At 66.9% G+C, this 25,542-nt stretch carries 24 protein-coding genes and 1 pseudogene; 8 read left to right on the top strand and 17 right to left on the bottom strand.

Annotated elements, in window-relative coordinates:
* Nucleotides 1-42: 42 nt before the first annotated feature.
* Both ACFV7R_RS11895 and ACFV7R_RS11890 read right to left on the bottom strand, forming a co-directional pair.
* Nucleotides 43-1,053 (bottom strand): zinc-binding dehydrogenase, encoded by a 1,011-nt coding sequence (locus ACFV7R_RS11895; protein WP_385262687.1) that lies wholly within the window; start codon nt 1,051-1,053, stop codon nt 43-45.
* On the bottom strand, nt 1,046-1,477 hold the full coding sequence (locus ACFV7R_RS11890; RefSeq protein WP_385262686.1) for a 4-oxalocrotonate tautomerase family protein: 432 nt from the start codon (nt 1,475-1,477) through the stop codon (nt 1,046-1,048). The genes ACFV7R_RS11895 and ACFV7R_RS11890 overlap by 8 nt, the downstream gene beginning before the upstream one ends.
* A 104-nt stretch (nt 1,478-1,581) precedes the next feature.
* Here ACFV7R_RS11890 and ACFV7R_RS11885 point away from each other — a divergent pair, with 104 nt between their 5' ends.
* Complete coding sequence (locus ACFV7R_RS11885; protein ID WP_385262684.1) at nt 1,582-2,166, top strand: TetR/AcrR family transcriptional regulator; 585 nt, start codon at nt 1,582-1,584, stop codon at nt 2,164-2,166.
* Between the two features lie 97 nt (nt 2,167-2,263).
* Here the strand turns inward: ACFV7R_RS11885 and ACFV7R_RS11880 are convergent, their stop codons facing one another.
* From ACFV7R_RS11880 to ACFV7R_RS11870, 3 genes are all read right to left on the bottom strand, one after another.
* A complete protein-coding gene (locus tag ACFV7R_RS11880; RefSeq protein ID WP_385262681.1) occupies nt 2,264-2,740 on the bottom strand; it encodes a 4-oxalocrotonate tautomerase family protein in 477 nt (158 codons plus the stop codon).
* A gap of 80 nt (nt 2,741-2,820) precedes the next feature.
* Entirely contained in the window at nt 2,821-3,447 is a 627-nt protein-coding gene (locus tag ACFV7R_RS11875; protein ID WP_385262678.1) for an NAD(P)-dependent oxidoreductase, read from the bottom strand.
* 41 nt (nt 3,448-3,488) lie between these two features.
* Nucleotides 3,489-4,337 carry an aldo/keto reductase gene (locus tag ACFV7R_RS11870; protein ID WP_385262675.1) on the bottom strand — a complete coding sequence of 283 codons (849 nt, stop codon included), beginning with the start codon at nt 4,335-4,337 and terminating at the stop codon, nt 3,489-3,491.
* A gap of 73 nt (nt 4,338-4,410) precedes the next feature.
* Between ACFV7R_RS11870 and ACFV7R_RS11865 the strand changes: the two genes are divergently transcribed.
* Nucleotides 4,411-5,076, top strand: a complete 666-nt coding sequence (locus ACFV7R_RS11865; protein ID WP_385262674.1) for a DNA-binding response regulator — start codon at nt 4,411-4,413, stop codon at nt 5,074-5,076.
* 839 nt (nt 5,077-5,915) lie between these two features.
* On the opposite strand, the gene ACFV7R_RS11860 is transcribed toward ACFV7R_RS11865, so the two are convergent.
* Entirely contained in the window at nt 5,916-6,137 is a 222-nt protein-coding gene (locus ACFV7R_RS11860) for a hypothetical protein (RefSeq protein ID WP_385262671.1), read from the bottom strand.
* Nucleotides 6,138-6,353: 216 nt separating this feature from the next.
* Between ACFV7R_RS11860 and ACFV7R_RS11855 the strand changes: the two genes are divergently transcribed.
* The gene (locus tag ACFV7R_RS11855; protein ID WP_385262670.1) at nt 6,354-7,370 is read left to right on the top strand and encodes a DNA-directed RNA polymerase subunit alpha; all 1,017 of its coding nucleotides are present in this window, start codon (nt 6,354-6,356) and stop codon (nt 7,368-7,370) included.
* Nucleotides 7,371-7,690: 320 nt separating this feature from the next.
* On the opposite strand, the gene ACFV7R_RS11850 is transcribed toward ACFV7R_RS11855, so the two are convergent.
* The gene (locus tag ACFV7R_RS11850) at nt 7,691-7,831 is read right to left on the bottom strand and encodes a hypothetical protein (protein ID WP_385262668.1); all 141 of its coding nucleotides are present in this window, start codon (nt 7,829-7,831) and stop codon (nt 7,691-7,693) included.
* Between the two features lie 167 nt (nt 7,832-7,998).
* Between ACFV7R_RS11850 and ACFV7R_RS11845 the strand changes: the two genes are divergently transcribed.
* The gene (locus ACFV7R_RS11845) at nt 7,999-9,021 is read left to right on the top strand and encodes an ADP-ribosylglycohydrolase family protein (protein WP_385262666.1); all 1,023 of its coding nucleotides are present in this window, start codon (nt 7,999-8,001) and stop codon (nt 9,019-9,021) included.
* A gap of 275 nt (nt 9,022-9,296) precedes the next feature.
* Here the strand turns inward: ACFV7R_RS11845 and ACFV7R_RS11840 are convergent, their stop codons facing one another.
* The 4 genes from ACFV7R_RS11840 to ACFV7R_RS11825 all read right to left on the bottom strand — a co-directional run bounded on the left by ACFV7R_RS11840 (nt 9,297) and on the right by ACFV7R_RS11825 (nt 13,424).
* A complete protein-coding gene (locus ACFV7R_RS11840; protein ID WP_385262664.1) occupies nt 9,297-10,319 on the bottom strand; it encodes a LacI family DNA-binding transcriptional regulator in 1,023 nt (340 codons plus the stop codon).
* A gap of 63 nt (nt 10,320-10,382) precedes the next feature.
* Nucleotides 10,383-11,219, bottom strand: a complete 837-nt coding sequence (locus ACFV7R_RS11835) for an ATP-binding cassette domain-containing protein (RefSeq protein ID WP_385262661.1) — start codon at nt 11,217-11,219, stop codon at nt 10,383-10,385.
* A gap of 2 nt (nt 11,220-11,221) precedes the next feature.
* On the bottom strand, nt 11,222-12,235 hold the full coding sequence (locus ACFV7R_RS11830) for an ABC transporter permease (RefSeq protein WP_385262659.1): 1,014 nt from the start codon (nt 12,233-12,235) through the stop codon (nt 11,222-11,224).
* A gap of 166 nt (nt 12,236-12,401) precedes the next feature.
* Nucleotides 12,402-13,424 carry a sugar ABC transporter substrate-binding protein gene (locus tag ACFV7R_RS11825; protein WP_385262656.1) on the bottom strand — a complete coding sequence of 341 codons (1,023 nt, stop codon included), beginning with the start codon at nt 13,422-13,424 and terminating at the stop codon, nt 12,402-12,404.
* A gap of 275 nt (nt 13,425-13,699) precedes the next feature.
* On the opposite strand from ACFV7R_RS11825, the gene ACFV7R_RS11820 reads away from it, so the two are divergent.
* Nucleotides 13,700-14,002 carry a putative quinol monooxygenase gene (locus ACFV7R_RS11820; protein WP_385262654.1) on the top strand — a complete coding sequence of 101 codons (303 nt, stop codon included), beginning with the start codon at nt 13,700-13,702 and terminating at the stop codon, nt 14,000-14,002.
* A gap of 60 nt (nt 14,003-14,062) precedes the next feature.
* Here the strand turns inward: ACFV7R_RS11820 and ACFV7R_RS11815 are convergent, their stop codons facing one another.
* From ACFV7R_RS11815 to ACFV7R_RS11800, 4 genes and pseudogenes are all read right to left on the bottom strand, one after another.
* Nucleotides 14,063-16,621: a GH32 C-terminal domain-containing protein gene (locus tag ACFV7R_RS11815; protein ID WP_385262651.1), complete on the bottom strand. Its 2,559-nt coding sequence runs from the start codon at nt 16,619-16,621 to the stop codon at nt 14,063-14,065.
* Between the two features lie 324 nt (nt 16,622-16,945).
* Nucleotides 16,946-17,053: pseudogene (locus ACFV7R_RS11810) on the bottom strand (DNA-binding protein); the annotation flags it as partial.
* Nucleotides 17,054-17,545: 492 nt separating this feature from the next.
* Nucleotides 17,546-17,881, bottom strand: coding sequence for a deoxyxylulose-5-phosphate synthase (locus ACFV7R_RS11805; protein WP_385262649.1), 336 nt, complete (start codon nt 17,879-17,881; stop codon nt 17,546-17,548).
* Between the two features lie 104 nt (nt 17,882-17,985).
* On the bottom strand, nt 17,986-18,318 hold the full coding sequence (locus ACFV7R_RS11800; protein WP_385262646.1) for a hypothetical protein: 333 nt from the start codon (nt 18,316-18,318) through the stop codon (nt 17,986-17,988).
* 453 nt (nt 18,319-18,771) lie between these two features.
* Between ACFV7R_RS11800 and ACFV7R_RS11795 the strand changes: the two genes are divergently transcribed.
* A complete protein-coding gene (locus ACFV7R_RS11795; protein WP_385262644.1) occupies nt 18,772-19,338 on the top strand; it encodes a hypothetical protein in 567 nt (188 codons plus the stop codon).
* Nucleotides 19,339-20,398: 1,060 nt separating this feature from the next.
* Nucleotides 20,399-22,993, top strand: coding sequence for an NB-ARC domain-containing protein (locus tag ACFV7R_RS11790; protein ID WP_385262641.1), 2,595 nt, complete (start codon nt 20,399-20,401; stop codon nt 22,991-22,993).
* 254 nt (nt 22,994-23,247) lie between these two features.
* On the opposite strand, the gene ACFV7R_RS11785 is transcribed toward ACFV7R_RS11790, so the two are convergent.
* On the bottom strand, nt 23,248-23,643 hold the full coding sequence (locus tag ACFV7R_RS11785) for a hypothetical protein (protein ID WP_385262639.1): 396 nt from the start codon (nt 23,641-23,643) through the stop codon (nt 23,248-23,250).
* A 190-nt stretch (nt 23,644-23,833) separates the two neighbouring features.
* Nucleotides 23,834-24,379 (bottom strand): hypothetical protein, encoded by a 546-nt coding sequence (locus ACFV7R_RS11780; RefSeq protein ID WP_385262636.1) that lies wholly within the window; start codon nt 24,377-24,379, stop codon nt 23,834-23,836.
* A 282-nt stretch (nt 24,380-24,661) separates the two neighbouring features.
* Here ACFV7R_RS11780 and ACFV7R_RS11775 point away from each other — a divergent pair, with 282 nt between their 5' ends.
* Nucleotides 24,662-25,057 carry a hypothetical protein gene (locus tag ACFV7R_RS11775; RefSeq protein ID WP_385262634.1) on the top strand — a complete coding sequence of 132 codons (396 nt, stop codon included), beginning with the start codon at nt 24,662-24,664 and terminating at the stop codon, nt 25,055-25,057.
* Nucleotides 25,058-25,542: the final 485 nt, after the last annotated feature.

The raw sequence follows: 25,542 nt of genomic DNA, 5'->3' as shown, positions 1-25,542 counted from the left end.
GCTGCGCTGGGGTGGTGGGGCTGGGGCTGCGGTCGGGGGCGGTCAGTCATCTGTCCGGACGAAGACCGGCTTGAGGTGTTTCTCCGGCAGCGCGGTCGGCAGGTCCTCCCAGTCGATGACGTGGGAGACGACCCGTTCGGGGGCGACCTTGCCGGAGGCGGCGAGGGCGAGGGCGTCGGGGATGTGGGAGCGGACGTTGTCGCGGGCGATGCGCAGGGTGACGCCGGTGAGGTACATGTCGAGCAGGGGCAGCTCGCCGGGGCGGAAGTGGTTGCCCGCCGATTCACAGATCCCTTCCGGAGCCAGGCACTTGACGGCCAGGGCGAGCTGGTCGACGCGGCCGGTGGCCTCGACGGCGATGTCGAAGCCCTGCGGGGTCGGCTCCAGGGTCTCGGCGGTGGCGGCTCCGAAGGTGCGGGCGAGTTCGCGGTGTTCGGGCTCGGGGTCGACGTAGAGCACCGAGGAGGCGCCGAGGGTGCGGGCGATGTCACACACGTACAGGCCGATGCTTCCACGGGCGACGACCAGCACCCGTGCTCCGGGGCGGGCCTTGAGATGGGGTGCGACCAGGCGCCAGGCCAGGGACCAGTTGTCGCTGGCGGAGGCCATGGCGACCGGGGCGAGGCCGGTGGGCAGGGGTACGAGCATGGCGTCGGCGTAGGGCACGCGGACCAGGTCGGAGAAGAGTCCGCCCCAGCTGCCCCCGATCGGTGCGCCGTACATCGCCATGTAGGGGACGGTGGTGCAGTGCGCGGTCAGTCCGGCGCGGCAGCGGTCGCAGGTGCCGCAGTTGATGGACCAGGGGACGACGACCAGATCGCCGGGGGCTACTGCGGTGACGGCGTCGCCGGTCTCCACGACCCGGGCGACGCACTCGTGGCCGAGGGCGAAGGGCGGATCGATGAAGCCATGGCCGGCCAGGATGGAGGAGTCGACGTCGCAGGGGGTGGCGGCCACGGGCGCGACGATCGCCTCGCGGTCGGACTGGAGCTTGGGGTCGGGCGCCTCGCGCCACTCGACGGTGCGCTTGGCGACGTAGGTCAGTTCACGCATCGGTGCGCTGCCCCTTCGCCAGTGCCACCAGGTCGGCGTAGCGGATGACGGAGCCGCCCGCGCCCCAGGTGCCGTCGGGCTGTTCGTGCACCAGCACCCAGACGCGCAGGGCGTCGTCGGCGGTGAGGCCGGCCGCGGCCAGGACGGTCTTCGTCGCGTCCTCGACCAGGCCCGCCTTGCGTCGCTCGGACAGGGCCCCCTGCGGGACGGTGACCTCCACCAGGAAACGCGGCGCGTCGTCCTCCGCGGTGGTCTGCGCACTCTCCGGCAACTCGACCAGGTAGCTCCACGCCTGCGCACGGAAGAAGGCGGTGTCGGGTGCGCCCTCCCAGCGCAGCAACACCGCGGCGAGGTCGCGCTGGATGGTGGTGCGGCCCTGTTCGGTCAGGGAACCGGTGGGGGCGGTCAGCCGGATCATGGGCATGGCGGCTCCTTCGTTTCTTCGCCGGCCACTTGCTATGACGATCGTTATAACGAGAGGTCACGGTAGACTATGACGGTCGTTATAGCCAGAGGGGATGTGTGCAGGTGGCCAAGAGCAGTACGCCGTCACGCGAGCGGATCGTGGCCGGGGCCGCCGACATGATCAGTCGGCGTGGTCTGAGCGCCACGAGCATCCGGGAGATGGCCAAGCACGCCAAGGCGCCGCTCGGCTCGACGTACCACTACTTCCCCGAGGGCAAGCAGCAGCTGGCCACGGAAGCCGTCCGGTACACGGGTGAGTGGGTCGCCCGCGCCTTGCGCAAGGAACTGGAAGCGGGGCCTGTCGAAGGGCTGCGGGCGTTCCTCGCCCTGTGGCGCACGATCGTCGTCGAGAGCGACTTCCGCGCCGGCTGCCCCGTCCTGGCCGTGGCCATCGAGGAACCCCCGGCCGACGAGATCCCGCCCGCCCTGGCAGCCGCGGCCGAGGTGTTCGATCAGTGGGAGAGCCTGCTGGCCGCCTCCCTGCGGGCGCACGGCGCCGAGGCCGAGCGGGCCACGCAGCTCGCGACGCTCGTCGTCGCGTCCGTCGAGGGCACGGTCGCCATGTGTCGCGCCAAGCGCAGCACGGAGCCGCTCGACCGCACCGCCGAGCAACTGGAGGCCCTTGTCGCCGGCGCGATCAGGGGCTGACCCCCCAAGGGGCGCACTGGGCGGGGTCGGCGCCCTGATGCCTGCAGCTTCTCGTGCTCAGGTTCCTGACGTCGGGAAGGCGGACGCGCGGGCCCGGTCACGCGCCGAGAGCGGCGCGGACGGCCTTGGCTTTGTCCTCGGTGAACACACCGCTGTCGAGGAGGGAGAGGACGGAGAGCACGCCGCCGCGTGAGCCCCAGCTGCCCTCGTCGATCACCCGGAAGGTGACCCACCAGGCCGGGGGCGGCTCGGTGAGTCCGCAGGCGTCGGCCATCGCGGCCAGGACGCGTTCGATGACCTCGGCCCGGACCTCCTGCCGCCAGTCCCCGTCCATCACCGTCACGTCGATCACCATGACGTCGGCGTCCGGGCCGGCATCTGCGAGGAGCCGTCCGCCGATGGCCGTCATGTCGGCCTCACGCTCGACGAAGTGCACCTGGAACCCGACCCGCGCGGCCGGGGCGAACTGCCCGACCTCCGGCACGAGCACCGCATCCGTCAGCGTCTCGGCCAGCTTTCGGCGCTGCTCCTTGCTCAGGCGTCCCTTCGGGGCGTTCACGGTGATGATCGTCACGGCATCCTCCTATGACAGTCGTTATAGCCGCCGCTCAGGTTACACCCGTCTATAACGACTGTCATAAGCGGTGCGGACGCTCAGTCCGAGATGACGGCTGTGCGGTGGATCCACTCGTTCCCGTGTGCCGCCCGATGCATGAAGGCGGCGACGTCCGCCCGGCTGATCGTCGGGTTGCCCTTCATCGGCAGCCGATCGTCCGCGCGGTACGTACCCTTGGCCGGGCCGTGGGTCAGCCTGGTCGGGTAGACCACGGTCCAGTCCAGCCCGCTGGAGCGGATGCTGTTGTCGGCGATCTCCTTGTTCGCGTAGATCGATCGCAGGAACGTGCGGTACATCAGCTTCTGAGGGGCGCTCGACCACGCGAGAGTGTGGCCGACCCCGAACGACGACAGCCACACCAACCGGGAAACGCCCGTTTCCCCGGCTGCGGCGATCAAGGCCGCCGAGGAGCGCGTGAAGAGGTCGTCGGCGACCACCGAATTGCCTCTGCCGAGGGCGGCGATGACGGCATCCTGCCCGGCCAGTGCGGTGGAGACATCACGGCGGGAGGTCGCGTCTCCGGTGACAACAGTGACCTGATCCGCCAGGTCGCCCAGCGCCGCCGGGTTACGGACCATGGTGGTGACCTGGTCACCTGAGCGCAGGGCCAGGTCGACGACATGGCGACCGGTGGGTCCGGTCGCACCGAGGATCAACAGCTTCATGGCAGGGGCATCTTTCGTCTGCGTGGTCAGGTCGGTCGATGTCACGCGAGGTCGGCGAGGTCTTCCTCGGTGAGGGTGATCGCGGCGGCGGCCATGTTGCCCTCCAGGTGGGGGAGGGACCCCGTGCCCGGGATGGCCAGGGTCACCGGGGAGGAGGCCAGCAGCCAGGCCAGGCCGATCTGGGAAACGGTGGCGCGGTGCCTGGCCGCCACCTCGGCCAGACGCTTGTCGTCGAGGTCCCGGCCGCCACCGAGCGGGAAGAAGGGCACGAAGGCGATGCCGGCCTCTTCGCAGGCGCTCAGAAGGCCGACGTCGTCACGCCGGCCGGCGTGGAACTGGTTCTGCACGGCCGCGACGGGCGCGATGGCCTGAGCCTCCGCGAGGTGACCGGTGTCGACGTTGCTGAGGCCGAGGTGCCGGATCAGGCCCTCCTCGCGCAGCGCGGCCAGCGCCTCGAAGCGTGCGGCGATCGACTCGCCGTGCGGGGGCGTCATGAGACCGATGCGCAGGTAGACCAGGTCGAGGCGGTCAAGGCCCAGGCTTTCCAGGTTGGCCTCGACCAGGCCGCGCATGTCGGCGGGGGTGCCCTGCGTGAAACCGTCCTGCCGGACGATGGGGCCCACTTTGGTGGCGATCACCAGGTTGGACGGGTAAGGGTGCAGAGCCTCGCGGATCAGGGTGTTCGCGCGCACCGTACCGCCGTGGCTGAAGTAGAAATCGGCGGTGTCGATGTGATCGACGCCGAGTTCCGCGGCGCGGCGCAGCACGGCACGGCCGGCCTCGGGATCGCGGGCGGGACCGCCCATGCCGTCCTTCGACGGCAGGCGCATGGCGCCGAAACCGAGCCGGTTCACATCCAGGTCGCCACCGAGGCGGAATCTGTTGCTCATGGTCTTGAGCCTGCACGGCCGGGAAGCCGCCGACGAGCCCGTGGCATTTTGCTGCCAACGGCACAATGGACCTATGTCACAGGTCATGGAGCTCCGCGGTGATCTTGAGTTCTGGGCGCGGATCAAGCCCCTGGCGGAGTCGGACGACGCGGAATGGGTCCATGTCGCCCGCGACCTCGACACCTGGCCGGGCGCCCGTGAGGCCGCCCGCCTCCAGATGCGCAGAGGCGGAGCACTTCAGGCACGCAAGCTGTACAGTCCCGCCGTCCTCGCCGACGAGCGCGACCGGGAAGCCCTGCGCGAGATGGCCGCCCACGGCTTCCAGGTGCGGATCGCAACCACCCCGCTCCCCCAGGGAACCGTCATCATCGACCGGCGAACCATGATCCTCACCGACCCGGTGTCACCTGCCGCAGCCGCTCACAGCCACCGCACATACACCATGAGCGCCGCGCCGGCCCTGGTCGGCGGCGCCTACGCGCTGTTCGAAGCCGCCTGGGAGAGCGCCGCCGACCTGGCCGCCTTCCTGGATGCGGAACGACCCCGGATCGACGCCCAGACCGCCAGGGTCCTGCGCGCCCTGGGCTCGGGCGTCACCGACGAGGCAGCCGCACGGGAACTCGGCATGTCGCTGCGCACCTACCGCCGCCGGGTCGCGGAACTGCTCGTCGCCCTCAACGCGGGCTCGCGATTCCAAGCCGGAGTACGCGCGGGCGAGTTGGGCCTGACCCGCGGGTGATCACCGTCTTCGACCGACGCGCCCGGCCCCCAGCCGTGAGCAACTGTCGTCGGCCTGGCTCCCTACAGCTCCGACCAGGTGTGCGACTTGGTCCGCGCCGCGGCACCCTTGGAACGGCCGTGACTCCGCTCCTGGCTGCCGCCTGCACGCCTCCTCGGGTTGGACGGTGCGGGGCCTTGCCGGCTGTCGCTGATGGTCGATCACCGGCCGGGTCTCCGTTGTCAGTGCCCGTAGCTATGGTCTCCAGTGCGCGGCTGGCTTCCGGGGTTTCCAGCTCTGAAGGGAATGGTTGCATCCCCGGCCTGTCTGGGGGCGGCCCGGAAACTTCGTCCGGGACCTAACCGACGGTCGGGCTTCGTCGATGGCCAGGAGACAACCTGCCAGCGCCAGCCGCGCTCCACCTCTCGCGCGGACTGGGGGCAGGCGCACGCTTTCCAACTGCGTTGGCGGGTGCTGGGCTGTGTGCCAGGGCGTTCACCTGCATTCTCGCCTGAACGACCGTGAACGGGGCCGAATGAGACGGAAACCAGACGGCCGCACTCCTCACCGCAGCACCGGAGACAGCCCGCCGGGAGCTGGCGAAACCACCGCTAGGCAGCCTTGGACCGCGCCGCACGCGTGCCCGGGGCGGGCACCTGAGCATCCTCGGACCAGAAGATCTCGTCTTCTCCGAAGTCCGGGGCCTGGAAGGGTTCTGTCGTCGGAGGCGGCGATACTGCAGCGGAACGGCGGGGTTGCCCTTCCAGGGCGGAGAACAGCGTCGTCAGGTCGATGAGAGGTCTGCCTTTCGTTGCAGGCCCCTGATGGGGCCTGGCGTGCCGTGACCGGGCACAGCGGTTCTACAGCTTGGTCATCTTGGCGTACGGGCTCAAGATCCGCATCTGTGCCGAGCTGAAATCCACGAGCGCGGCGATTCCATCCTCGATGCCGATCACTCGGCCGAGGCCGTACATGTCGTGTGTGACCTGGTCGCCCACGGCGAAGTGCTTGGGAGCAGGCGCGACCGGGGCCTTGAAGGGGCTGGTGGGCAAGTGACGCTTCGGTGCAGCAGGCTTTGTCATTACCCCCAGTATGCGCCTACGAACTGCGCTGGTGGCCGGCTCTCAGGATCAGAAGTAGTGATCAGTGGACTTCACTCGGCAAGCCCTGAGCATGCTGACCGGCCGGAAGACGGGCGGGTACGGGCGGTTCGGCCTCATAGGCGGCCGAACCGCCCGTACCCTTCGTGGTGTCTACGGCGTCACATAGCGGGCGCCAAACACTGGAGGCAATTCCTCGTGCTGATCGCTCAGCGTCCCTCGTTGACCGAAGAGGTCGTCGACGAGTTCCGCTCCCGGTTCGTGATCGAGCCGCTGGAGCCGGGCTTCGGCTACACCCTCGGCAACTCCCTGCGTCGTACCCTTCTGTCCTCGATCCCCGGTGCGGCGGTCACGTCCATCCGCATCGACGGTGTCCTGCACGAGTTCACCACCGTGCCGGGCGTCAAGGAGGACGTCACCGACCTGATCCTCAACATCAAGCAGCTGGTCGTCTCTTCGGAGCACGACGAGCCGGTCGTGATGTACCTGCGCAAGCAGGGCCCGGGTCTGGTCACCGCCGCCGACATCGCGCCGCCGGCCGGTGTCGAGGTGCACAACCCCGACCTCGTCCTGGCCACGCTCAACGGCAAGGGCAAGCTGGAGATGGAGCTCACGGTCGAGCGTGGCCGTGGTTACGTCTCCGCCGTGCAGAACAAGCAGGTGGGCCAGGAGATCGGCCGTATCCCGGTCGACTCCATCTACTCGCCGGTTCTGAAGGTCACGTACAAGGTCGAGGCCACGCGTGTCGAGCAGCGCACCGACTTCGACAAGCTGATCGTCGACGTCGAGACCAAGCAGGCGATGCGTCCGCGTGACGCGATGGCCTCCGCCGGTAAGACGCTGGTCGAGCTGTTCGGGCTCGCCCGTGAGCTCAACATCGACGCCGAGGGCATCGACATGGGTCCGTCCCCGACGGACGCCGCGCTCGCCGCCGACATGGCGCTGCCGATCGAGGAGCTGGAACTCACCGTCCGGTCGTACAACTGCCTCAAGCGTGAGGGCGTCCACTCCGTGGGAGAGCTCCTGGCACGCTCCGAGGCCGACCTCCTCGACATCCGCAACTTCGGTGCGAAGTCGATCGACGAGGTCAAGGCGAAGCTGGCCGGCCTGGGTCTCGCGCTCAAGGACAGCCCGCCCGGATTCGACCCGACCGCTGCTGCCTTCGACGCGGACGACAACGGGAGCACGGGTTTCGTGGAGACCGAGCAGTACTGAACGCCGGGCTGGGTCGCGGGGAGCCGGGAAGGCAGAGGAGCAAGCGGTGAGCACCCGCCGACCGCACCCGGCTCCCCGATATCAGCGTCGATCGCCCAGCGCGAACGCCTCATGCAGGTGCTCACCGACCTGGCCGAAGCCGAGCCGGATCCCGCGCGACGGGAGTTCTTGGAGTCGTTTCCCTTCGTGCGGCCTTGTCGAGGAGCAGGAAGGCTGAGCCCAACCTCGGCGGGGAGAGCACCGCTTGAGGAGCGAGGTTGGGCCGCGTGGTGGCTGACCCGCGGGATCCGTGCTCGTGCTGGTGCCTGCCTGAGGAGTCGTCAGTCTCCTAGAGCCGCCGTGATTCCCCGCTCCTTCTGGCACGGCTGTGGCACGGGCTGACCCTCTCGTTCCCGGCCGAACTGCTCGGCGAGGTGACGCGCCACCTGGAGCAGTTCGCCGCTCCAGGCCGTGACGGTCATGTCCTGCACGCTGGCCTCCACGGCCGGGGCCGGCACGCGGGAGCTGATGACGCGGATGGGCCTTTGGTCTGGATCAGGCCGGATCAGGGCGGGCTCCGGAGGTTGTGAGGAGCCCCTTCCCCCGCTTATGGTCGCCTTGACGATAAGCGGGGGAAGGGGCTTCCTGCATGACCACGACGACAGTGAGCAAACGCGCCGCGACCGGAGCACTGATCGGGCTCGCCCTCGGGGACGCCCTCGGCTTCCCGACCGAGTTCAATGACGTGCCCTCGATCCTCGCCAAGTGCGGTCCCTGGCGGGAGATGGAGCTGCCGAAGCGCGCCTTCGTCTCCGACGACACGCAGATGACCCTCGCCCTCGGACGCGCACTCAGGACCGCCCTGGGCCGGGGCATGCTCGTCCCGAAGCGGCTGGAGCGGCCGCTGCGCGAGGAGTTCGTCGACTGGTACCAGTCGCCGGAGAACAACCGGGCCCCGGGCAACACCTGCCTGACCGCCTGCAATCTGCTGAAGGTGGACGGACGGGTCTGGCAGGAGGCCAGCCAGATCGGCTCCAAGGGCTGCGGCGCCAACATGCGCGTGGCCCCCCTCGGGCTCGCCCCCGGGCTCAGCGACGCACAGCGCGCCGGTGCCGCCCAGTTGCAGTCCGCGCTCACCCACGGCCACCCGACGGCCCTGGCAGCCTCGGACCTCACCGCCCGCGCCGTGCACCTGCTTGCCCAGGGCGCCGACCCCGCCGGACTCGTCGGCCAACTGCGGTCGTACGCCTGCGACAACCGCACCCGCTACCACCACACCTGGCTCGGCGACCTCTGGACCCGCTCCCAGGACCCCACCCCCGAACACTTCATCGCGCGCGGCTGGGACGAGTGCCTGGAGATCCTCGGCCGGCTCCAGGAGGCCGTGCGCACCGTCTCACCGGAGATCGACCCGTGCCTGGCCACCGGTGCGGGCTGGGTCGCCGAAGAGGCCTTCGCCACCGGCCTGCTGTGCTTCCTGCTCTTCCCCGAGGAGCCCGTCACCGCCCTGCGCCGAGCTGCCTGCTCCTCCGGCGACTCGGACTCGATCGCCTGCCTCACCGGTGCCTTCGCGGGCGCCTGGCTGGGCGCGGAGGCCTGGCCCACTCAGTGGGCGGACCGAATCGAGTACCGAGGCGAGCTGCTTGCCCTGGGAGCGCTCTGGGACGCTTAGCGGCACGCCTGTGGCACGCCCCCTGAAACGCCGAAGGGCCAGCCTGGGAGGAAACCTCCTGAGCTGGCCCTTCTCGCTGTGCCCCGGCAGGATTCGAACCTGCGACACCCGCTTTAGGAGTTTTTCCGGGGCAGGGCTCTGACCTGGGTAAACGTCAAGGCTGGCGCGTCTGAGCTGGGAAAACACCCCTCCATGGTTCTCGCGTGTTCGCGGTGCGTCCCGTCCTCATGTGTGCTGAATCCGTTCCAAGGGGACCCCCCTGGTGGGCAAGCCGCCTACCGCTTGGGCGCGGGTTGCTCCCCCGATCCCCGGACGATCAGGTGGGTGGGAACGGTGATGGTGCGCGCCCGGGAGCGGTCGCCGTCGAGGCGGGCCAGGGCGGTGGTGGCGGCGCTGCGGCCGATTTCCTCGGGGTCCTGGGCGACGACGGTCAGGGCCGGTTCCAGTGCCTCGGCGAGGGATACGTCGTCGAAGGCCACGACGGCTACGTCCTTGCGCTTGCTGCGGGCGAGTTCGGCGACGATGCCCAGCGCCATGATGTTGTTGCCGGCGAACAACGCGGTGGGGGGATCGGCCAGTTCGAGGAGGTGGGAGGTCGCGGCCTCCGCGCCCTGCTGGTCGTGTGCGTCGGCGACCAGCGAGCGGTCGTAGGGGATGTCGGCCTCCTGCAGGGCCGCGCGGTAACCGGCGAGGCGTTCGCGGCGGGTGTACAGCTTGACGGGCAGGTCGCCGACGAATCCGATGCGGCGGTGCCCGTGGGCGATCAGGTGGGCGACGCCGTCCTGGGCCCCCGCGCGGTTGGAGCTGACGATGCTGTCCGTGGACAGGCCGACTCCTGGTCGGTCGAGGAAGACGATGGGCAGCCCCGCCGCACGGTGCGACTTGAGGTGGGAGTGGTCGGCGCCGACGGACGGCACGACGATCAGGATGCTGATGCGGCGGGCGAGGAACTTGTCCGTCAGGGCGCGTTCGCGGTCGGGGTCGTCCGCGGAGGAGCCCATGAGCAGCGTCAGCCCGCGTTCGCGGACGGTGTCCTCGATGCCGCGGGCCACGGCTCCGAAGAAGGGGTTGCCGAGGTCGGGGATGACCAGGCCGATGGTGGTGTCCGGGCCGCCGACGCGGATGTTGCGGGCCATGAGGTTCGGCTGGAAGCCGAGCTTGGCCACGGCGGCGAGAACCTGTTTCCTGGTCTGTTCCGAGGCGTATCCGTCCTCGTTGAGGACCCGGGAGACGGTCTTGGCGCTGACGCCCACCTCTCGGGCGACGTCTGCCATGGTCGGGCGGCGGTTCGCTGCCATGGAGGAAACGGTCTCCTGTCTCGTCGGTTCCGGTCGCGGCCTCGGCCGGAACCTGTGAGTGCTTCAGTTGGCCTGAACTCCCGCGGCCTTCGCGGCCTGGGAATCCGCTACGACAGTACCTCCGGCCTCGTCGACGCTGAGCGCGCCGGTCATGATGGCGACGACCTCCGCCATGGAGTAGTCCGAGGGCTTGATCACAGCAGCGCGCTTGCCCAGTCGGTGGACGTGGATTCGGTCCGCGATCTCGAAGACGTGCGGCATGTTGTGGCTGATCAGGACGACCGGCATGCCCTTGTCGCGGACGCGGCGGATGAGGTCCAGGACCTGACCGGACTCCTTGACGCCGAGGGCGGCGGTGGGTTCGTCCATGACGACGACACTGCGGGCCCAGGCGACGGCGCGGGCGACCGCCACGGCCTGCCGCTGTCCGCCGGAGAGGGTCTCGACCGACTGGGTCAGCGAGCGCAGGCCGATCTTCAGGTCCGCCATGTGCTCGGCGGCCTCCTGCCGCATGCGCTTCTTGTCGAGCATGCGGAAGGCGCTGCCGAGGATGCCGGGGCGGCGGAGCTCGCGCCCGAGGAACATGTTCGACGCGATGTCCATGGAGGCGGCCACGGCGAGGTCCTGGTAGACCGTCTCGATGCCGTGGGCACGAGCACTTTGCGGACCGGAGAAGGTGATGGGCTTCCCGTTGAGGCGTATTTCGCCCGCGTCGGGGACCACCGCTCCGGTGAGGGCCTTGATCAGGCTGGTCTTGCCGGCGCCGTTGTCGCCGATGACGGCGAGGACCTCGCCGGGCAGCAGATCGAAGTCGGCGCCGTCGATGGCGGTGACGTGGCCGTAGCGCTTGACCAGACCGCGGGCCTGCAGGACGGGGGTGGGGGAGCTGGTGGCGGTCATGGTCAACGGGCCTTCTTCCTCGAGATCTGGTCGACGGTCACCGCGAGGATCACCAGAACACCGGTGATCAGGGTCTGGTAGATCGAGGCGACGCCCATCAGCTGCAGGCCGTTGCGGAACACGCCGACGATGAGGACGCCGATGAACGTGCCCAGGACCGAGCCGCGTCCGCCGAAGAGGCTGGTTCCGCCGAGGACCACGGCGGTGATGCTGTCGAGGTTGTCGGTCTGCCCGGCCTGCGGGTCGCCGACTCCGGTGCGGGAGATGAGCAGCAGGGCGGCGATGCCGTACAGCAGGCCGGCCACGGTGTAGACGCCGATGGTCAGTCGGGAGGTGCGGATGCCGTTCAGCCGCGCCGCTTCCGGGCTGTTGCCCAGGGCGTAGACGTGCCGGCCCCAGCTGGTGCTGCTCAGCGCGTAGGCGAAGGCCAGGAACAGGGCGATGGTGACCAGCGAGCCGTAGGTGATGTCGGTGTTGCCGAGCGGGAAGGTCTGCCCGAGGGCCGTCAGCGGGCCGGGCAGGTTGGTGACCGTCTGCTCCTCGGAGTAGATGTGCGTCAGCGCGAACGCCACGTTGAGCATGCCGAGGGTCACGATGAACGGCGGCAGCGGGATCTTCTGCACCAGCGCCCCGTTGAGCAGGCCGAAGCCGCCGCAGACGACCAGGCCCAATGCGATGGCGACCAGCGGCGGCAAACTTCCCTCGGCCGCCATCTTGGCGATCATGATGCTGCCGAACGCCATCACGGCTCCGCAGGACAGGTCGATGCCCGCGGTGAGGATGATCAGCGTCTGGCCGATGGCCAGCGTGCCGACGACCATGACCTGCTGCACGATCAGCGAGAAGTTCCCGCCGGTGAGGAACTGGTCGGTCGAGACGGAGAAGAAGACACACGCCAGGAGGAGGGCGACCAGCGGGCCGGTGGTCGGTTGCGTGAGCAGTCTGCGGACCGTGGTCGGTGCTTTGAGCTCGGCGTACGGCGTGGACGTGGAGGGGGGCGTGGACGTGGCAGTCATGCGAGGTCCTTGTCGGAAGACATAAGTCCTTGTCAGTCCTCGTCGGATGGCAAGGTCAGTCCTTGTCGGACGGCAAGAGGACGAGGGGCGGCCGTCCCCGGCCGGGGAGGAGGGGCCGGCCGCCCCGCTGAGGGGTTTCGAACGGCGGCAGCCGGGGGTCGGCGGCTCAGCCCCAGCAGTTCTCCAGGCCGTAGGCGGTGTCCTTGGACGTAACACCGTCCTGTGCCTTGTCGGTGATCAGCGTGACGCCGGTGTCGGTGTAACCGGACGCCTTCTTGCCGTCCTTGGCGTACGTCGCGACGGCCTTGACGCCCTCGGCGGCCATCTTCAGTGGGTACTGCTGCGAGGTCGCGGCGATCTTGCCGTCCTTGACGGCCTGGGTGCCGGTGCAGCCGCCGTCGACGGAGACGATCAGGACGTCCTTCTCCCGGCCCTTGGCCTTCAGTGCGGTGTACGCGCCCAGGGCGGCCGGTTCGTTGATGGTGTAGACGACGTTGATGTCGGGCGACTTCTGCAGGCAGTTCTCCATCGCGGTCTGCCCCTTGGCCTGGTCGCCGCCGGTGTCCTGGGAGCAGACGACGGAGGGGTCGCCCTCCTTGATGCCGAAGCCCTTCAGGAAGCCGTTGTGCCGCTGGACGCCGACGGAGACACCCGGTGCGAGGTCGAGGGTGGCTATCTTGGCCGGCTTGCCCTTCATGGCGGCCTTGGCGTACTCGCCGATCAGCTCGCCTGCCTTGAGGTTGTCGGTGGCGAAGAGGGCGTCGACCGCGCTCTCCGGGTCGGTCGGGGTGTCCAGGGCGATGACCAGGACGCCCTTGGCCTTGGCCTTCTCGATCGCCGGCACGATCGCCTTGGAGTCGCTCGGCGTGATCAGGATGCCCTTCACCCCGGCGGCGACCATGTTCTCGATGGCGGTGACCTGACCGGCGTTGTCCCCGTCGAACTTGCCCGCTGCGGTGGACAGTTCGACACCGTTCTCCTTGGCGGCCTGCTCGGCGCCCTCCTTCATCTTCACGAAGAACGGGTTGGTGTCGGTCTTGGTGATCAGACCGACCTTGACGCTGCCCGATCCGGCGTCCGCGGTGCCCGAGCTGGAGCCGGATCCACAGGCGGTCAGGGTGAGGGCCGCGATACCCGTGCACGCGGCGGCTCTGAGCACGGAGGAGGGCAGACGAGAGATGCGTGACATGAACGACTCCTGCGGGATTGCGGGCGAGCGGTCGGCATCGGGGCATGCCGTCCCAGAGGTGTCATCGTTGACTTATGTCATCGTTGACACTGCTTGGCGAGGATGATGGACTCCGCCTCCAGGCAACGTCAATGCCTTGCACCCGTCACAAATCGGCAACGCCCGTGGCCGTCGCCCGCCCGAAGCCGCTCAGCGACTGCCCGCAACGTGCCCGTTCTGCCGGCGCGTTCCAAGAGAAGAGCAGCGACTTCACCCACTGACAAGGACACGAAACCGTGACGAAAACCCTGCTCGCCGAGTTCACCGCCCGAGAGGGAGCGGAGGACGAGGTCGCCCGCCTGATCCAGGACTACGCCCTGAAGGTGCGCGAAGAGGAAGGCAACCTGGCCTTTGACGTCTACACCAGGGCGGCCAACCCGCGCGCCTACTGGATCTTCGAGGTCTACCGGGACGAAGACGCCTTCAAGACGCACCTGGACGCCTCGTACGGCGCCCCGTTCAACGCCGCCCTCACGCCGCTGATCGAGGAGGACGCCTCCGTACTGACGTTCCTCGATCCGCTGACCACGCATCCGTAACGAGCGGAGCCGCGCGCCGGAAGCCGCTCCCGGCCGACCGGCGCGCGGACCCGCGGCTCGTCACTGCCAGATGGACTTCAGCTGCCACATCTGCATGTGGTCGAGGGTGGCGGTGCCGCCCTCGGCGAAGACCTCGACGCCGGTGCTGGAGGGGTCGGGGAAGATCTGGTCGGTGATCACGGCCTCTCCGCTGCCGCCGAAGACCTCGACGGACGACCAGTCGACCAGGATCCGCAGCTTGACCTTGCCGTTCTTGGCCTTCAGGGGTGCGGTCTGGACGCCGGGGAAGGTGCTGTTGAAGTCACCGGCACCGGAGCGGGTGCGGTCGACGTACAGCTCCTGGGTCGTGGTGTCGTAGCCGATGACGGTCTCCTCGCCATTGGCGCCGGTGCGGACCTTCAGGCCGAAGCGTTCGGCGTCCCTCAGGGAGAAGGTCGCCTCGATGTCGAGTGCCTTGCCCTTGGCCGTGGGGCCGGTCAGAGGCTTGGAGGTGCTCTTGACGGTGACGTCGGACGCCGTCGCCGGGCGCTTCTGGCGGAGGGACTCCAGGCTGCCCACCGGCTTGCTGGTCAGCCGGATCCGGCCGTCGACGGTGCGCAGGGCCATCTCCCTCGGAACGCTCTGCGCGCCCCGCCACGGGAAGGTGGGGACGGAGCCGCCGTAGTCCCAGTTGTTCATCCAGCCGATCATGTAGCGCTTGCCGCCCGGCGCGTTCTCCCAGGACACCGCCGCGTAGTAGTCCTTGCCGTAGTCGGCCCAGTCGGCGCGCTGTACGACGGACTTGGCGGGCTTGTCAGCGGCGGTGAACTGGTCGGCCAGGACGTGGCCCCAGCCGGCGGTGTTCATGTCGCGGATCTGGATCTGCGCCTTCTTGCCGACGTACGGGCGCATGTCGAAGGACGCCCAGTCCAGGGTCTCGCTGTCGGCGCCGGTCGCGCTGCGGACGACCTGGCCGTCGACGAGCAGGTTGACGGACGTCTCCTGGGAGACGCGCTGGGCCTGGGTGTCGGACAGCACGATGTGGTCGACGTTGAGGTGGCCCCAGCCGCCGGTGTTGTCGTCGGCGATCCTGATCCGCGCCTTCTTGCCGGCGAGTTCGCTGACGTCCCAGGAGGCCCAGTTGAGAGCCTCGGCGTCCTTTCCGGTGGCGCTGCGGACGACCTGGCCGTCCACGAGGAGCTCGACGGCGGTGGGGTTGGCGGAGCCGGCCGGGTGGTTGCCGCCGCCGATGAGGAAGTTGATGTGCTTCTTGTCGATGGTGAACTCGGGCGAGGTGAGGGTGCCGGTGGTTGAGTCACCGTTCAGGAAGGTGTTGACCAGGCCGCTGTCCAGGTATCCGGAGACCTGTTGCTGGCCGGGGAGGGTGCCGGTGGCCGGTGCGGTGCCGAAGGCGTCCCCGGTCGCCGTCCAGTCGCCGTAGGTTCCGCTCTCGAAGTCGGCGAGGACCGTGCCCTCCGGCGGAGTGCTGTCCAGGACGGTTCCGGCCTCGTGCGGATGCCGCCCGCCACCGATCTTGAAGTTCAGGTAGGGGCTGTCCACGGTGAAGGAGGGGGAGGTGAGGAGGCCGGTGGCGCCGTCGCCGCCGTGGAAGCTGTTGGCGAGGCCCTTGCCGTCGAAGCCCGCGACCGTTCCCTGACCGTCCACCGCCCCGGCTGCCGGTCCCTGACCGAACGCGGTTCCGGTCGCCGTCCACTCACCGAAGCCGGCGCCCTCGAAGTCCTGCACGACCTCGCCGGTGGGCGGCGTGTAAGTGCCCTTGTCCTCCGCGGTGAACTTCCTGCCGTCGAAGTCCCCGATGAAGTACTGGGCGGCCGAACCGCCCGCGATGCCACCCGGGTTGATGTTGACGACCAGGACCCACTTGATGTTGTTCTTGTCGCCGTCGACGGCGAGGGGGAACAGGTCGGGGCACTCCCACACGCCTCCCGTCGCACCAGCCGGTCCGAACTCACTTTGCAGCTTCCAGTCCTTGAGGTTCTTGGACGAGTAGAACTGCACCTTGTGCTCGGCGGACAGCGACACCGTCATCAGCCAGCTCTTGGTCGGCGCGTACCACTGGACCTTGGGATCGCGGAAGTTGGTGGAGTCGATGTCGATCACGGGATTCCCCTGGTACTTGGTCCAGGTACGGCCGCGGTCGGTGCTGTACGCGAGCGACTGGGCCTGCTTGCCGCCGTCCTTGTAGGCGCTGGTGTAGATCGCCACCATGGGCGGGTTCTTCTTCGTGCCGAACCCGGTCGTGTTGTTCCAGTCGACCACGGCGCTGCCGGAGAACACCATCTCCTCGTCGTCGTGCGACAGGGCGAGCGGCAACTCTTCCCAGTGCACGAGGTCCTTGCTCACCGCGTGCCCCCAGGACATGTCGCCCCAGGAGTTGCCGTTCGGGTTGTACTGGTAGAAGAGGTGGTACTCGCCCTTGTAGTAGACGAGACCGTTGGGGTCGTTCATCCAGTTCTTCTCCGGAGTGAAGTGGAACTGGGGTCTGTAGGTCTCGGTGTACGGCGAGGTGTCGGCCGCGACGGCCTGGGGGGCGAGCGGGGCTGCGGACAGGGCGCAGACGGTTGCCACCGCCGCCATCATCCGTATGCGGGCATGCCGGGATACGCGTACAGAGCTCATGGTGTCTCCTTGTCCCGCGGTCGTCCGCGCAGCGGTGAGTGCGGCTCCGGCGCGGGCGGACCGAAAGCGACACCCTGGGCCGACGCCGACGTCCACGCCGCCGACCAAGGGTGTCATCGTTGACTTGTGTCATCGATGACATCGAGTGCCCGATTATGAAGCCCAATCCGGCCAGTGCGTCAACGGTGCGGGCGCGATTGCTTGGGTACGCGCCGACAGCCCGTCAGGCGCTGTAGGTGGTCGCGACCTACGTCAACGGGGTTCGCCATGGCGGGTCGAGGTCGGCAATCGGGCTGGCCGGAGCGGCGATTTGGGCAGCCACCCGTGCCCGTTGGGGCCGATGCCCCGGTACTTCCACTGGCAGAGGGTCTTCACCTGCACCCCGAGGTACTCGGCGACTTCGGCCGGAGTGGCCGGCGGGCCGCGCTTGGCAGGGGCATGTCCTGCGAAGTGGTGTAGCGGTCAGGGCTCCTGAACCGCGCGGGTACCCGTCTGGCTGTCATCGCCAGCCGAACAAGATGGCTCCGCCAAGTGCGCCGGCTGCGCTGCTGATCACGGCCAGTACCTGATACGGCACTCGCTCGACAACCACGTGCACACCGCCCCAGTGCAGTTCGAGGAAGGGACGTGAGGGTTGGCGCTCTGCGCGTCGCGATGCCATGCGGGCCTCCGGCTCGTCGGGAGATGCGTTTAGCACCGTCGCGAACGATCCGTGACTTCCACGCTGTACCCGAGAGCCCTCTCAGGCAAACCCACGCGCCCCGCCTTACGCCGAATGGTGGGCGCCTATGCCTGAGGAGTGGAAAATCACTCCTCGCCACGCACAGGACAAGACGGTCATCGCGAAGTCAGCACACTCACGCTCAGCAAGTCCTTCTACCGAGGGGCTGATCAACCGCTTGGCCGACCCCTGCTGCCGGGCTGTTAGGGCAGGTCGCGGCGGACCAACGCCTGAGCGAACGGTTCTCCGGTGGCCCGGGCGTAGGCCATCCGCTCGCGCACCTCGCTGAGGGTGCGTGGGCGGTAGCCGGGGCCGCCGCAGCAGCTCTTGTGGAAGCGCACACCGGCGTGCAGCAGCACGGAGAGGGTGCGCCAGGCGGCGGTGTCCCGCCTCTTGGGCGCGGCGAAGGCCGAGCCGACGTGGATCAGTGGTTTGGCGCAGCGTGGACAGACCCGGTCGTGGTCGTAGTGGCTGGGGTAGGGCTGCTTGTACGAGGCCCGGCAGGGCAGGCAAACGTACGAGGTCTTTCCATGGGCCATGCGGCAAGGGTAGAGCCGCCGCAGGGGAGGGCTCGACAGATTTCCGGCATGCTGTGCAGGCTCTTCAGCAAAGGTGGGGCGGCGACGGCCGACCGTACTTGCTTCTACTCGCCGCCTCGGAGTTCTGCGTCGATGGCGTCAGCAGCATCCCCCGCGGCCAGATCGCTGATCTCCCTGGGGACCTCGCGGTCGTCATACACGAAGAGTCTTGCGTCGACGACGTGGGTCTTCGGGCGCCAGCCGAGACGGCGGCCAGCCTCGCGTGCAGCACGACGGACGTCCTTCAGTTCGCCCATCTCCTCAAGATCGCCGCTGCTCAGGATCAGCTGCCCGTGGTAGCCCCGGTAGCGAGGCTTCAGCGAAGCCCGCATCAGGCCCTCCAGGCGGTCTACCAGCTTCTCGTACCGGCGCCGAGCCAGCTCGTCGTTCGCGGGCATCTCGCACAGCTCCCCACCTCTGCCCGCAGCGGCGTGTGTGCCATATGTGTGCCGCGAGTACGAAGGCCCTCCCGTCCGTCGGACGGAAGGGCCTCTGACCAGGTGTTTCTCTGTGCCCCCGGCAGGATTCGAACCTGCGACACCCGCTTTAGGAGAGAGGCTGGGCCGTCTTGCCGGTGACCTGCAGCTCTGTTGGTGGAGCTACCGGGCAGGGGCGCGCCCGCTAGACACCCGTGTTGACCGTGGCTGACCCCGGCATCTGGCACGGCTGTGGCACGCGACCTCTTCGTCCCGAACTACTGGCTGGGAGGGTATTGAGGTCAGGCGGGCTAGGCGGATGGGTATCTGAGGGTGTTGGCGGTCGGGTGCGGCGGCTTCGCAGCGATCGGACTGGTTGGGCTGAGCCCTCCTGCGACGAATAGGCGCCGCCTTGCCCAGGGCAGGATGGACGCCATGAATGAAGCCTGGGCCGCCATCATCGCCGCCATCGCAGCCGGCGTCTTCGGCATTGGGGGCGCTTACGTCGGTCTCATTGCTGGCCGCCGCCAGACCGCCGATCAAGCCCACGTTGAGCACGGCCAATGGCTGCGTGGCCAGCGTCAGGAGGCGTACCTCGCATTTCTCGACGCCTGGGACGCTGCCATCCGGGACCTTCAGCAGTTCCAGAACGGCTGGGACGACATGGTTCAGGAGGCGCGCGAGTATGGCGAACTCCCGGGTCCCTCCGAGACAGCCGAGGAGAAGCTGACCGAGGTGTGGACCGCGGTGCGTGTCCGTCTTGAGCGTGCAGAGCTTCTCGGCCCGCAGGCCGTGGACCTGGCGGTCAGGGGCATAGAGGACGCGTTCCGGCAGCTTCGCGAGGAACTCATGGAGCAGGCCGACCGAGAGCCGCCTTGGGCGGACTGGGAACGGTGGAACCGGGTTCTGGGCAAGGCGTTCGTGGCGCGGGGAAACTTCCAGGTGGCCGCCATGCAGACGTTGCGGACACCACCGAGCCCGGTAGGGGAGCCGCTGCTGTGACCTGGCGGCGGCCAGGCTCGCAATGATCGGCACCGGCGAGAGACATGCGTGCCGGACCGGCCAACTCGTGCTGCGCCTTTGGCGTGTTGTGACATCAGCTTGGGAAGCTGCGAACATTTGGGGCCCGTTGGGCCGCTGAACTGGGCGGACGGCCGAGGGATGGCCTTGTCGAGCTTGGCTGCTTTCACCGTGATTCCCCGCGGTTCCCCGCTCGATCTGGTGCGCTTGTGGTGCGACCGTGAGCACCCGCGTCGAGACTTGATGTCACCGGGACACGCAGACAAGGCGCCCATAATCTTCGATCTGCTTCTGTTGTTCTTCTGGGCGAGGCGCGTACTCGTCGTCTCCGCATCGGAGGACCGTTCCGTCGTCTCCTTCAAATACGGAGACAACGCCTCCGTGATGGCTACAGGCTCCTCGGCTGCCGATGGACTCTGAGGACCACCCGTCTGCGCACTCGTAACCCTGACTCGTCCAGTGAACTGGGGTGTACGTGGCCGACGGAGTCCCAGAGCTGACAGGCAGATCCTCGACATCGCCGTTCCAGCCACCGAGTTGAGCTGTGACCGGGAGGACGACGAAGATGCCCACGCCGATGAGGCCCGCCAGGGAGTAGCACACCACCCGACCGATCTGCCAGGCACGGCTCTTGACGAGCCTTCGCAGGAGACTACGCACAGAAGACTTGTAGCTCAGCGATAAGCCGAAGGGAGCGTCTACGCCGACATTGGCGACAGCTCACATCAGCGGCGGTGGAGAGCGGTAGCCCGCTGTCGTGCCGCCGGCCACCGCACCCACCAAGGGGTCTTTTGGCGGATTGGCCAGGTGTCTGTGTCGCAACGCGCAGAGCGTGCGCCCCCATGCACCCTACGTGCCGCAAGCGCCTGCCGTTCCTGTGACGACCACCTGACATGGCGTCATCCTTCACATAGCCTGAGGTGCACAAGGCGGAGGGGGCCACTTGCTTCACACTCGCATGACGCGTGCACGACTTTACGTACTCGTGGACTCGTTCGAATCTGACGTACGGCAGATGATCCTGAGGTTCATCCTCGACCACATGAGTGAGACCGAGGCTCTGGGCGACAGCTATGTGCGGGCAGCTGAACGCCGTCACGCAGACGCCAGTGACGACGAGCTCTCCATTGTCGAATACCTCGACATGCGTGAGGCGTACGACATTCTGAACCGCCATCGGGAAGCACTCCCCGTGGAGCTGGCCCGGGAATTGCGCCATGGCACGCCACGAATGGACATCCTGGTACCGATCCGCAACCGTGTTATGCACGGACGTCCGCTACAAGCTGGTGACGCCGAAAAGGCGGTAAGTGCATGTCGAGAATTTAAGAGTCGATTTTGGCCAACGATGCGTGACACCTTGGACAGGTTGAGCGCTGAGCCGGAGTGGGAGCCGGCATTCAACGGCGCAGATCGACGTTACTCGGACCGAATTCTCCATAATCTTCCACCATTCGACTACGACGACACTGGCCTTATCGGAAGGGCTCAGGCATGCAGCGCCATAGTGAAGCACCTTTTGAGGCGCCGCGAGCCTATGATCACTATCACAGGGGAAGGCGGAATCGGTAAGACAGCCCTCGCGTCTGACGTCGCCTATTCACTCCTTGACAATCCGGATTCCCCTTACGAGTGCATTCTGTGGACTTCTTTGAAGACGGAGCGACTAACAGCTAACGGAGTCGTGGAGATTGCGGGCGCAGTGCGCGACATCACCGGTGCCACTCAGACCTTGGGTAAGGTGCTAGCAGACGATTTTAAGGGCGGCGCCGAAGAGCTAGCTGAAGCTCTCCAGGGAATTGAGACGCTACTCATCATCGATAACCTCGAAACGGTTAGCGGTAGCGAGATCGTAACGCTGTATGAAACGCTCCCCGATAACGTCACGTACCTAATGACGAGTAGGATCGGCGTGGGGCAAATTGAGCGCCGCATCCCTCTTCCCCCGCTAGAGAAGAAAGACGCACAGACGCTCTTCAGGTCGTTTGCTAGAGTGCGCGGGGGGCGGGCCGAATTCTTGGCAAGCCTGAAGCAGGAAACTGTCGAGCAGATTGTCACTCGACTGCGTTTCAGCCCATTGGCTATTCGATGGTACGTCCTTTCCGTTGAATCCGGGCGAGAACCTCATCCCACCTTGACTGATCAGGACGAGTTGATCGACTTCTGCGTCCGGTCGGTATTTGACGCCCTCAGTGAAACACCAAAAGCAATCCTATCCGTTCTCTATGCTCTCGATCGATCTTCGACATTCGACGAACTGGCAGTCCTGACCGACTCTCCAATCGATGCCCTGAACCTAGCAGTTAAGGAGCTAAGCGCAGGTTCTCTGGTAAGTCAGAAGCCAGATCCCGATGACGAGTTGATTTCACGAGTCCAGATAACTGAAGCGGCTCAACACTTCCTGCGTCGAGTCGCGCCGCCGCCAAAGGCAGACATCAGTAGGACACTGCTGCGAGAGCAGGAATTCAAGCGCTCAGAGGAGCAACGTCGTGCGGACGAGAGTAAGCGTCAGCTTGCTCCCAACGTTGTGAGGGTTCGTTCGCCTCATGACGAGCCCACAGCGCATCTACTGCGGCTCGCATTGGCGCAGTCGCGCGCGGGGTCAATCGACCGTGCTCAAAGTTATCTGACGCGTGCCCGGGCCCTGAATCCCGAGTTCTGGGAGGTGGATCGCGTGGAAGCCTTCATCCTCTCCCAAAACGATCAAATCGACCAGGCCAGCTCCCTTTACCGCTCGGCCCTGCGTAAGGCTGATGAGGCCGGTAAGGCTGTTATCTCCTACTACTTCGCGGGGCACCTTGCCGGCCGCGGCCACGATGTGGATGCCGCTCTGCCTCTGGCCGAGTCGGCTCATGAGCACTTTCAAACTGCTGATACCGCACAGCTACTGGGTAAAATTAATCTCTGGGCCCGCAACTATGAAGAGTCCCAGATGCACCTTGAATGGGCCCTAGAAAACATGACTGGTCGAGGAAGGCTTCGACTGATCATCCTTACCAGTCTCGTGGACTCTTGGCGCCGGTGGTCTGAGTCGCTACTTGAAGATGATCGGCGGCCCATGGAAGCCGCGCATAAGGCATCGGCAGGGTTCTCTCAGGGCATTAAGGAGCTGGACTCGGGGGCATGGGATCAACGACTTGCCGAGATGCTTCTTGAAAGTGCGAATGCTTTCCTGCGAGCGATTGGCGAGCTCGGGATATTTCCTCCCAATTTTGAGAATGATGCAGTCCGCATCCTGAAAGGGGTGAAGCGTCATGCTGTCCTTTTTGAGCGCTGCGTTGCATGGCGTCACTTTCCCGGACGGGTCGGCAGGTTGTATCGCCTAGCGGGCATCAGCGAAGAAGTATCGAGTCTTTGTGAGGACTTGGTGAATGTGGCCAAGCCGAAACTGGGTGGTGGCTCAGATACGTCACCCCGAGGGATTATCAAGGCCTGGCGCGGGACTTACGGTTTCATCTCGCACCCCGACTATCCTAGCGACGTCTTCTTTCCCGGGGCGGCAGTGCAAGAAGTGCACGGTGTGAAATGGGACCCCCTTAACCCTGTAGGCGTACACGTTGTTTTTGAAGTCGACGAGCACGGCAAGGGGGACCGCCCGCGCGCCAACTACGTGTCTCCTATCTCCGTAGACGAGTAGCGAGGATGCTCCGCCATTAACACAAGGGCGGCGGAGTCTCAATGGGCGTGGCAAGCGCCGGCAACTGCGCTCAGTAGCCGGTCTACTGATCACCGCTTCCGCTGACCAGCGGAGCAGAAGAAGCCCACGGCTCTGACCAGCTCAGATGCCGTGGGCTTCTGTCGTTGCTGGTCGGCGTCGGGTGACCTTGGACGGCCCAGAGACGGCCCAGACTGAGCCTAGGGACGTCGCCGGTTCCAGCGGCCTGGGCAGTCCTAGAGGTCGATGCGGGACTCGGTGTCGCCCCGCCTGAGAACGACGTGCGCCGGCCTGAACGGCAGACTGCGCAGAGTCGGCTCCATGACCTTGAAGAGAGCATCTGCATCCGGACCGTAGGCATACAGCACAACTTCGCCGCCTCCGAACTCGTTGCCGTCGACCTCCCCGACACCGGCCTCCTCCGTCGCTGCTGCCATCACCTCCTCAGCTTCGTAGACCTGCTCTCGCTGGTCGGCGTCGCCAAAACCGCCAGCAGCAAGCTGGAAGTGGGCAATGACAGCGTGCTCTTCATCCCCGTTGTCAGGGGCTGTAGGTGTCTCCATGCCCGACACACTCTCATCGGGTTCTGACATCGCCGGACTGAGGTCACCACTGCCAAGCGCTGATGCCACGACCTCTTGGTCCCGAAGCAACCTGGACAGGATTCGGACCAGGGGTAAGTGTTCGGCTGATCTGCTGCGACGGTACGCCGTTGTCCGCACCTGTCCATCGTTGTCCGTCGCGGTTGTCACTCAGTCAGATACTCACTACGGCTGGTCCTGCTCCGTGATGCCCACGCCCGCCCTCGTCACGGCGGGGCCTTCAGGCGTCGCCCGTGTTCTGAGTCAGGGCGCCCAACTCGTCCAGATTCCAGCGGACTCCAGCCTCGTCGACGAAGCTCACCGCGATCAGCCCCACCACGGTGTCTGGCCGTGCGAACGCAGCCCCCTGGCCCGAGCCGAGGACCTCCACAGGCGGATCACCGCCATCGAGCTCGCCTCTGAGGAGCGCCTGCAACTGCGCTTCAGGCGACTGATCACGGGAGACGTACGCGGTTCGCCTGACTTCGTCGCCGAAATGACAGACGACGTCTCGGATGGGCCCCTCACTGCCGTTCACGACACTGAGGTATGGCCGTGTGAGCTCCATCCGCACCCTTCGAGCTTGGGCCTCTTTGCGCTCCTGCGCCACGGCTATGAGCTCGGCCCGTTCCAACTGCAGGTTGGCCGACTGCTCCTCGATGAAGCGGCGCTGCTCGTCGATCTGGTCACGCTGGCTCTTCAGGGTCCAGATAGCGGCCGCGGCCGCCGTAGCAGCGAATACAGCCCCGGCCCAGGTAGGGGCATCACCCCAGTCGATCAGGCTCATGCAGGCAGCCTAGTGATCGCCCCGTGAGGTGTGCCGCGTGAACGCCGCCTTGTAAGTTCGATCACTCGACGGTGGGGCCTCCTCTAACGGTGCCTTGGGTTCGGCTCTCGCTCCTGGCGGCGGTCGTCGCTGTCCGCCATCGTTCAGCGCCGTTGATGTCAGCTGGTGATGTCAACCAGACGGCTGTGGGTCGGCGCGTTCGCCCACCCCCTCTCGCTCGCGCGCGTCCGGCTGACCCGCTAGGTTCTGGTCGACTGTCGACCTGGGGAGTGGAGGCGTCGGGTGCAGATCTCAGGTGTTGAGGTGTACGTGAATCACCCGGTGCTGCACCTGGGCGCGACCGATTGGGTACCCGTCTCCCTGGAGCTGGGCGATGCGGACGCAGCAAGTTGCGAGACCCATGTTGCGGTCCGCGTCCGGGCACAGTCGGATCTCATTCGCGTGCGCCTGTTCCAGGACCTCGGCGACTCCGTCTGCGCCGACCCGTCGTTCATTACCGTGTTCGACGGCCAACTCCTACTGGACAACGGACGCCTGGCCGTCGGCGACGTCGAAGGCCTCACCCGCTTCGTGCACCAGGTGGGTGACCGAGGAGCCTGGAACGTCCGTGTAGCCGTGGACCGCCCGGGCTGGGACGCTCGTGCCATTGACGTAACCGTCAGCCGACCCGCCAAGTAGTCACGAGCGATGTCCAATGACGCCATGACCTCGGCTTGGGAAGCTGCGAGCATTCGCGGCGGGTCTGGGCTCTGACCTGGGCGAACCGTCGGGGCATGGCCCCGTCGGGCTCGGCTGCTTTCACCGTGATTCCCCGCTGTTCCCCGCTCAATCTGGTGCGGTTGTGGTGCAGCCGTGGAACCGACGATCTTGAAAACCGTCGTGGCAGCGAGGTCACCGTGGGTTCAAATCCCACCGCCTCCGCTCCTTGAGCAGTGAGAACGGCCCCTGACCAGGTCAAACGGACAGGGGCCATTGTGCTGCGTGGTGCCCGCTCGCCGCCGCGGTTCCCCGTGGTTCCCCGAGCGATCGGGCACGGAAGGGGCACGGACCTCTTCGTCCCGAAGCAACTGGGAGAGGCGTCCGACCTGGGATAGCGGTGCCTCTGCCCTGTTGCGATCGTCCACAGGCGTCCGTACTCGCCAGGATGTCAGCAGAGATGCGGT

Origin of the sequence: Streptomyces sp. NPDC059866, from assembly GCF_042731325.1 — a bacterium.
Classification (GTDB): domain Bacteria; phylum Actinomycetota; class Actinomycetes; order Streptomycetales; family Streptomycetaceae; genus Streptomyces; species Streptomyces flavusporus.
This window is presented reverse-complemented; position numbering and strand designations above follow the sequence as displayed.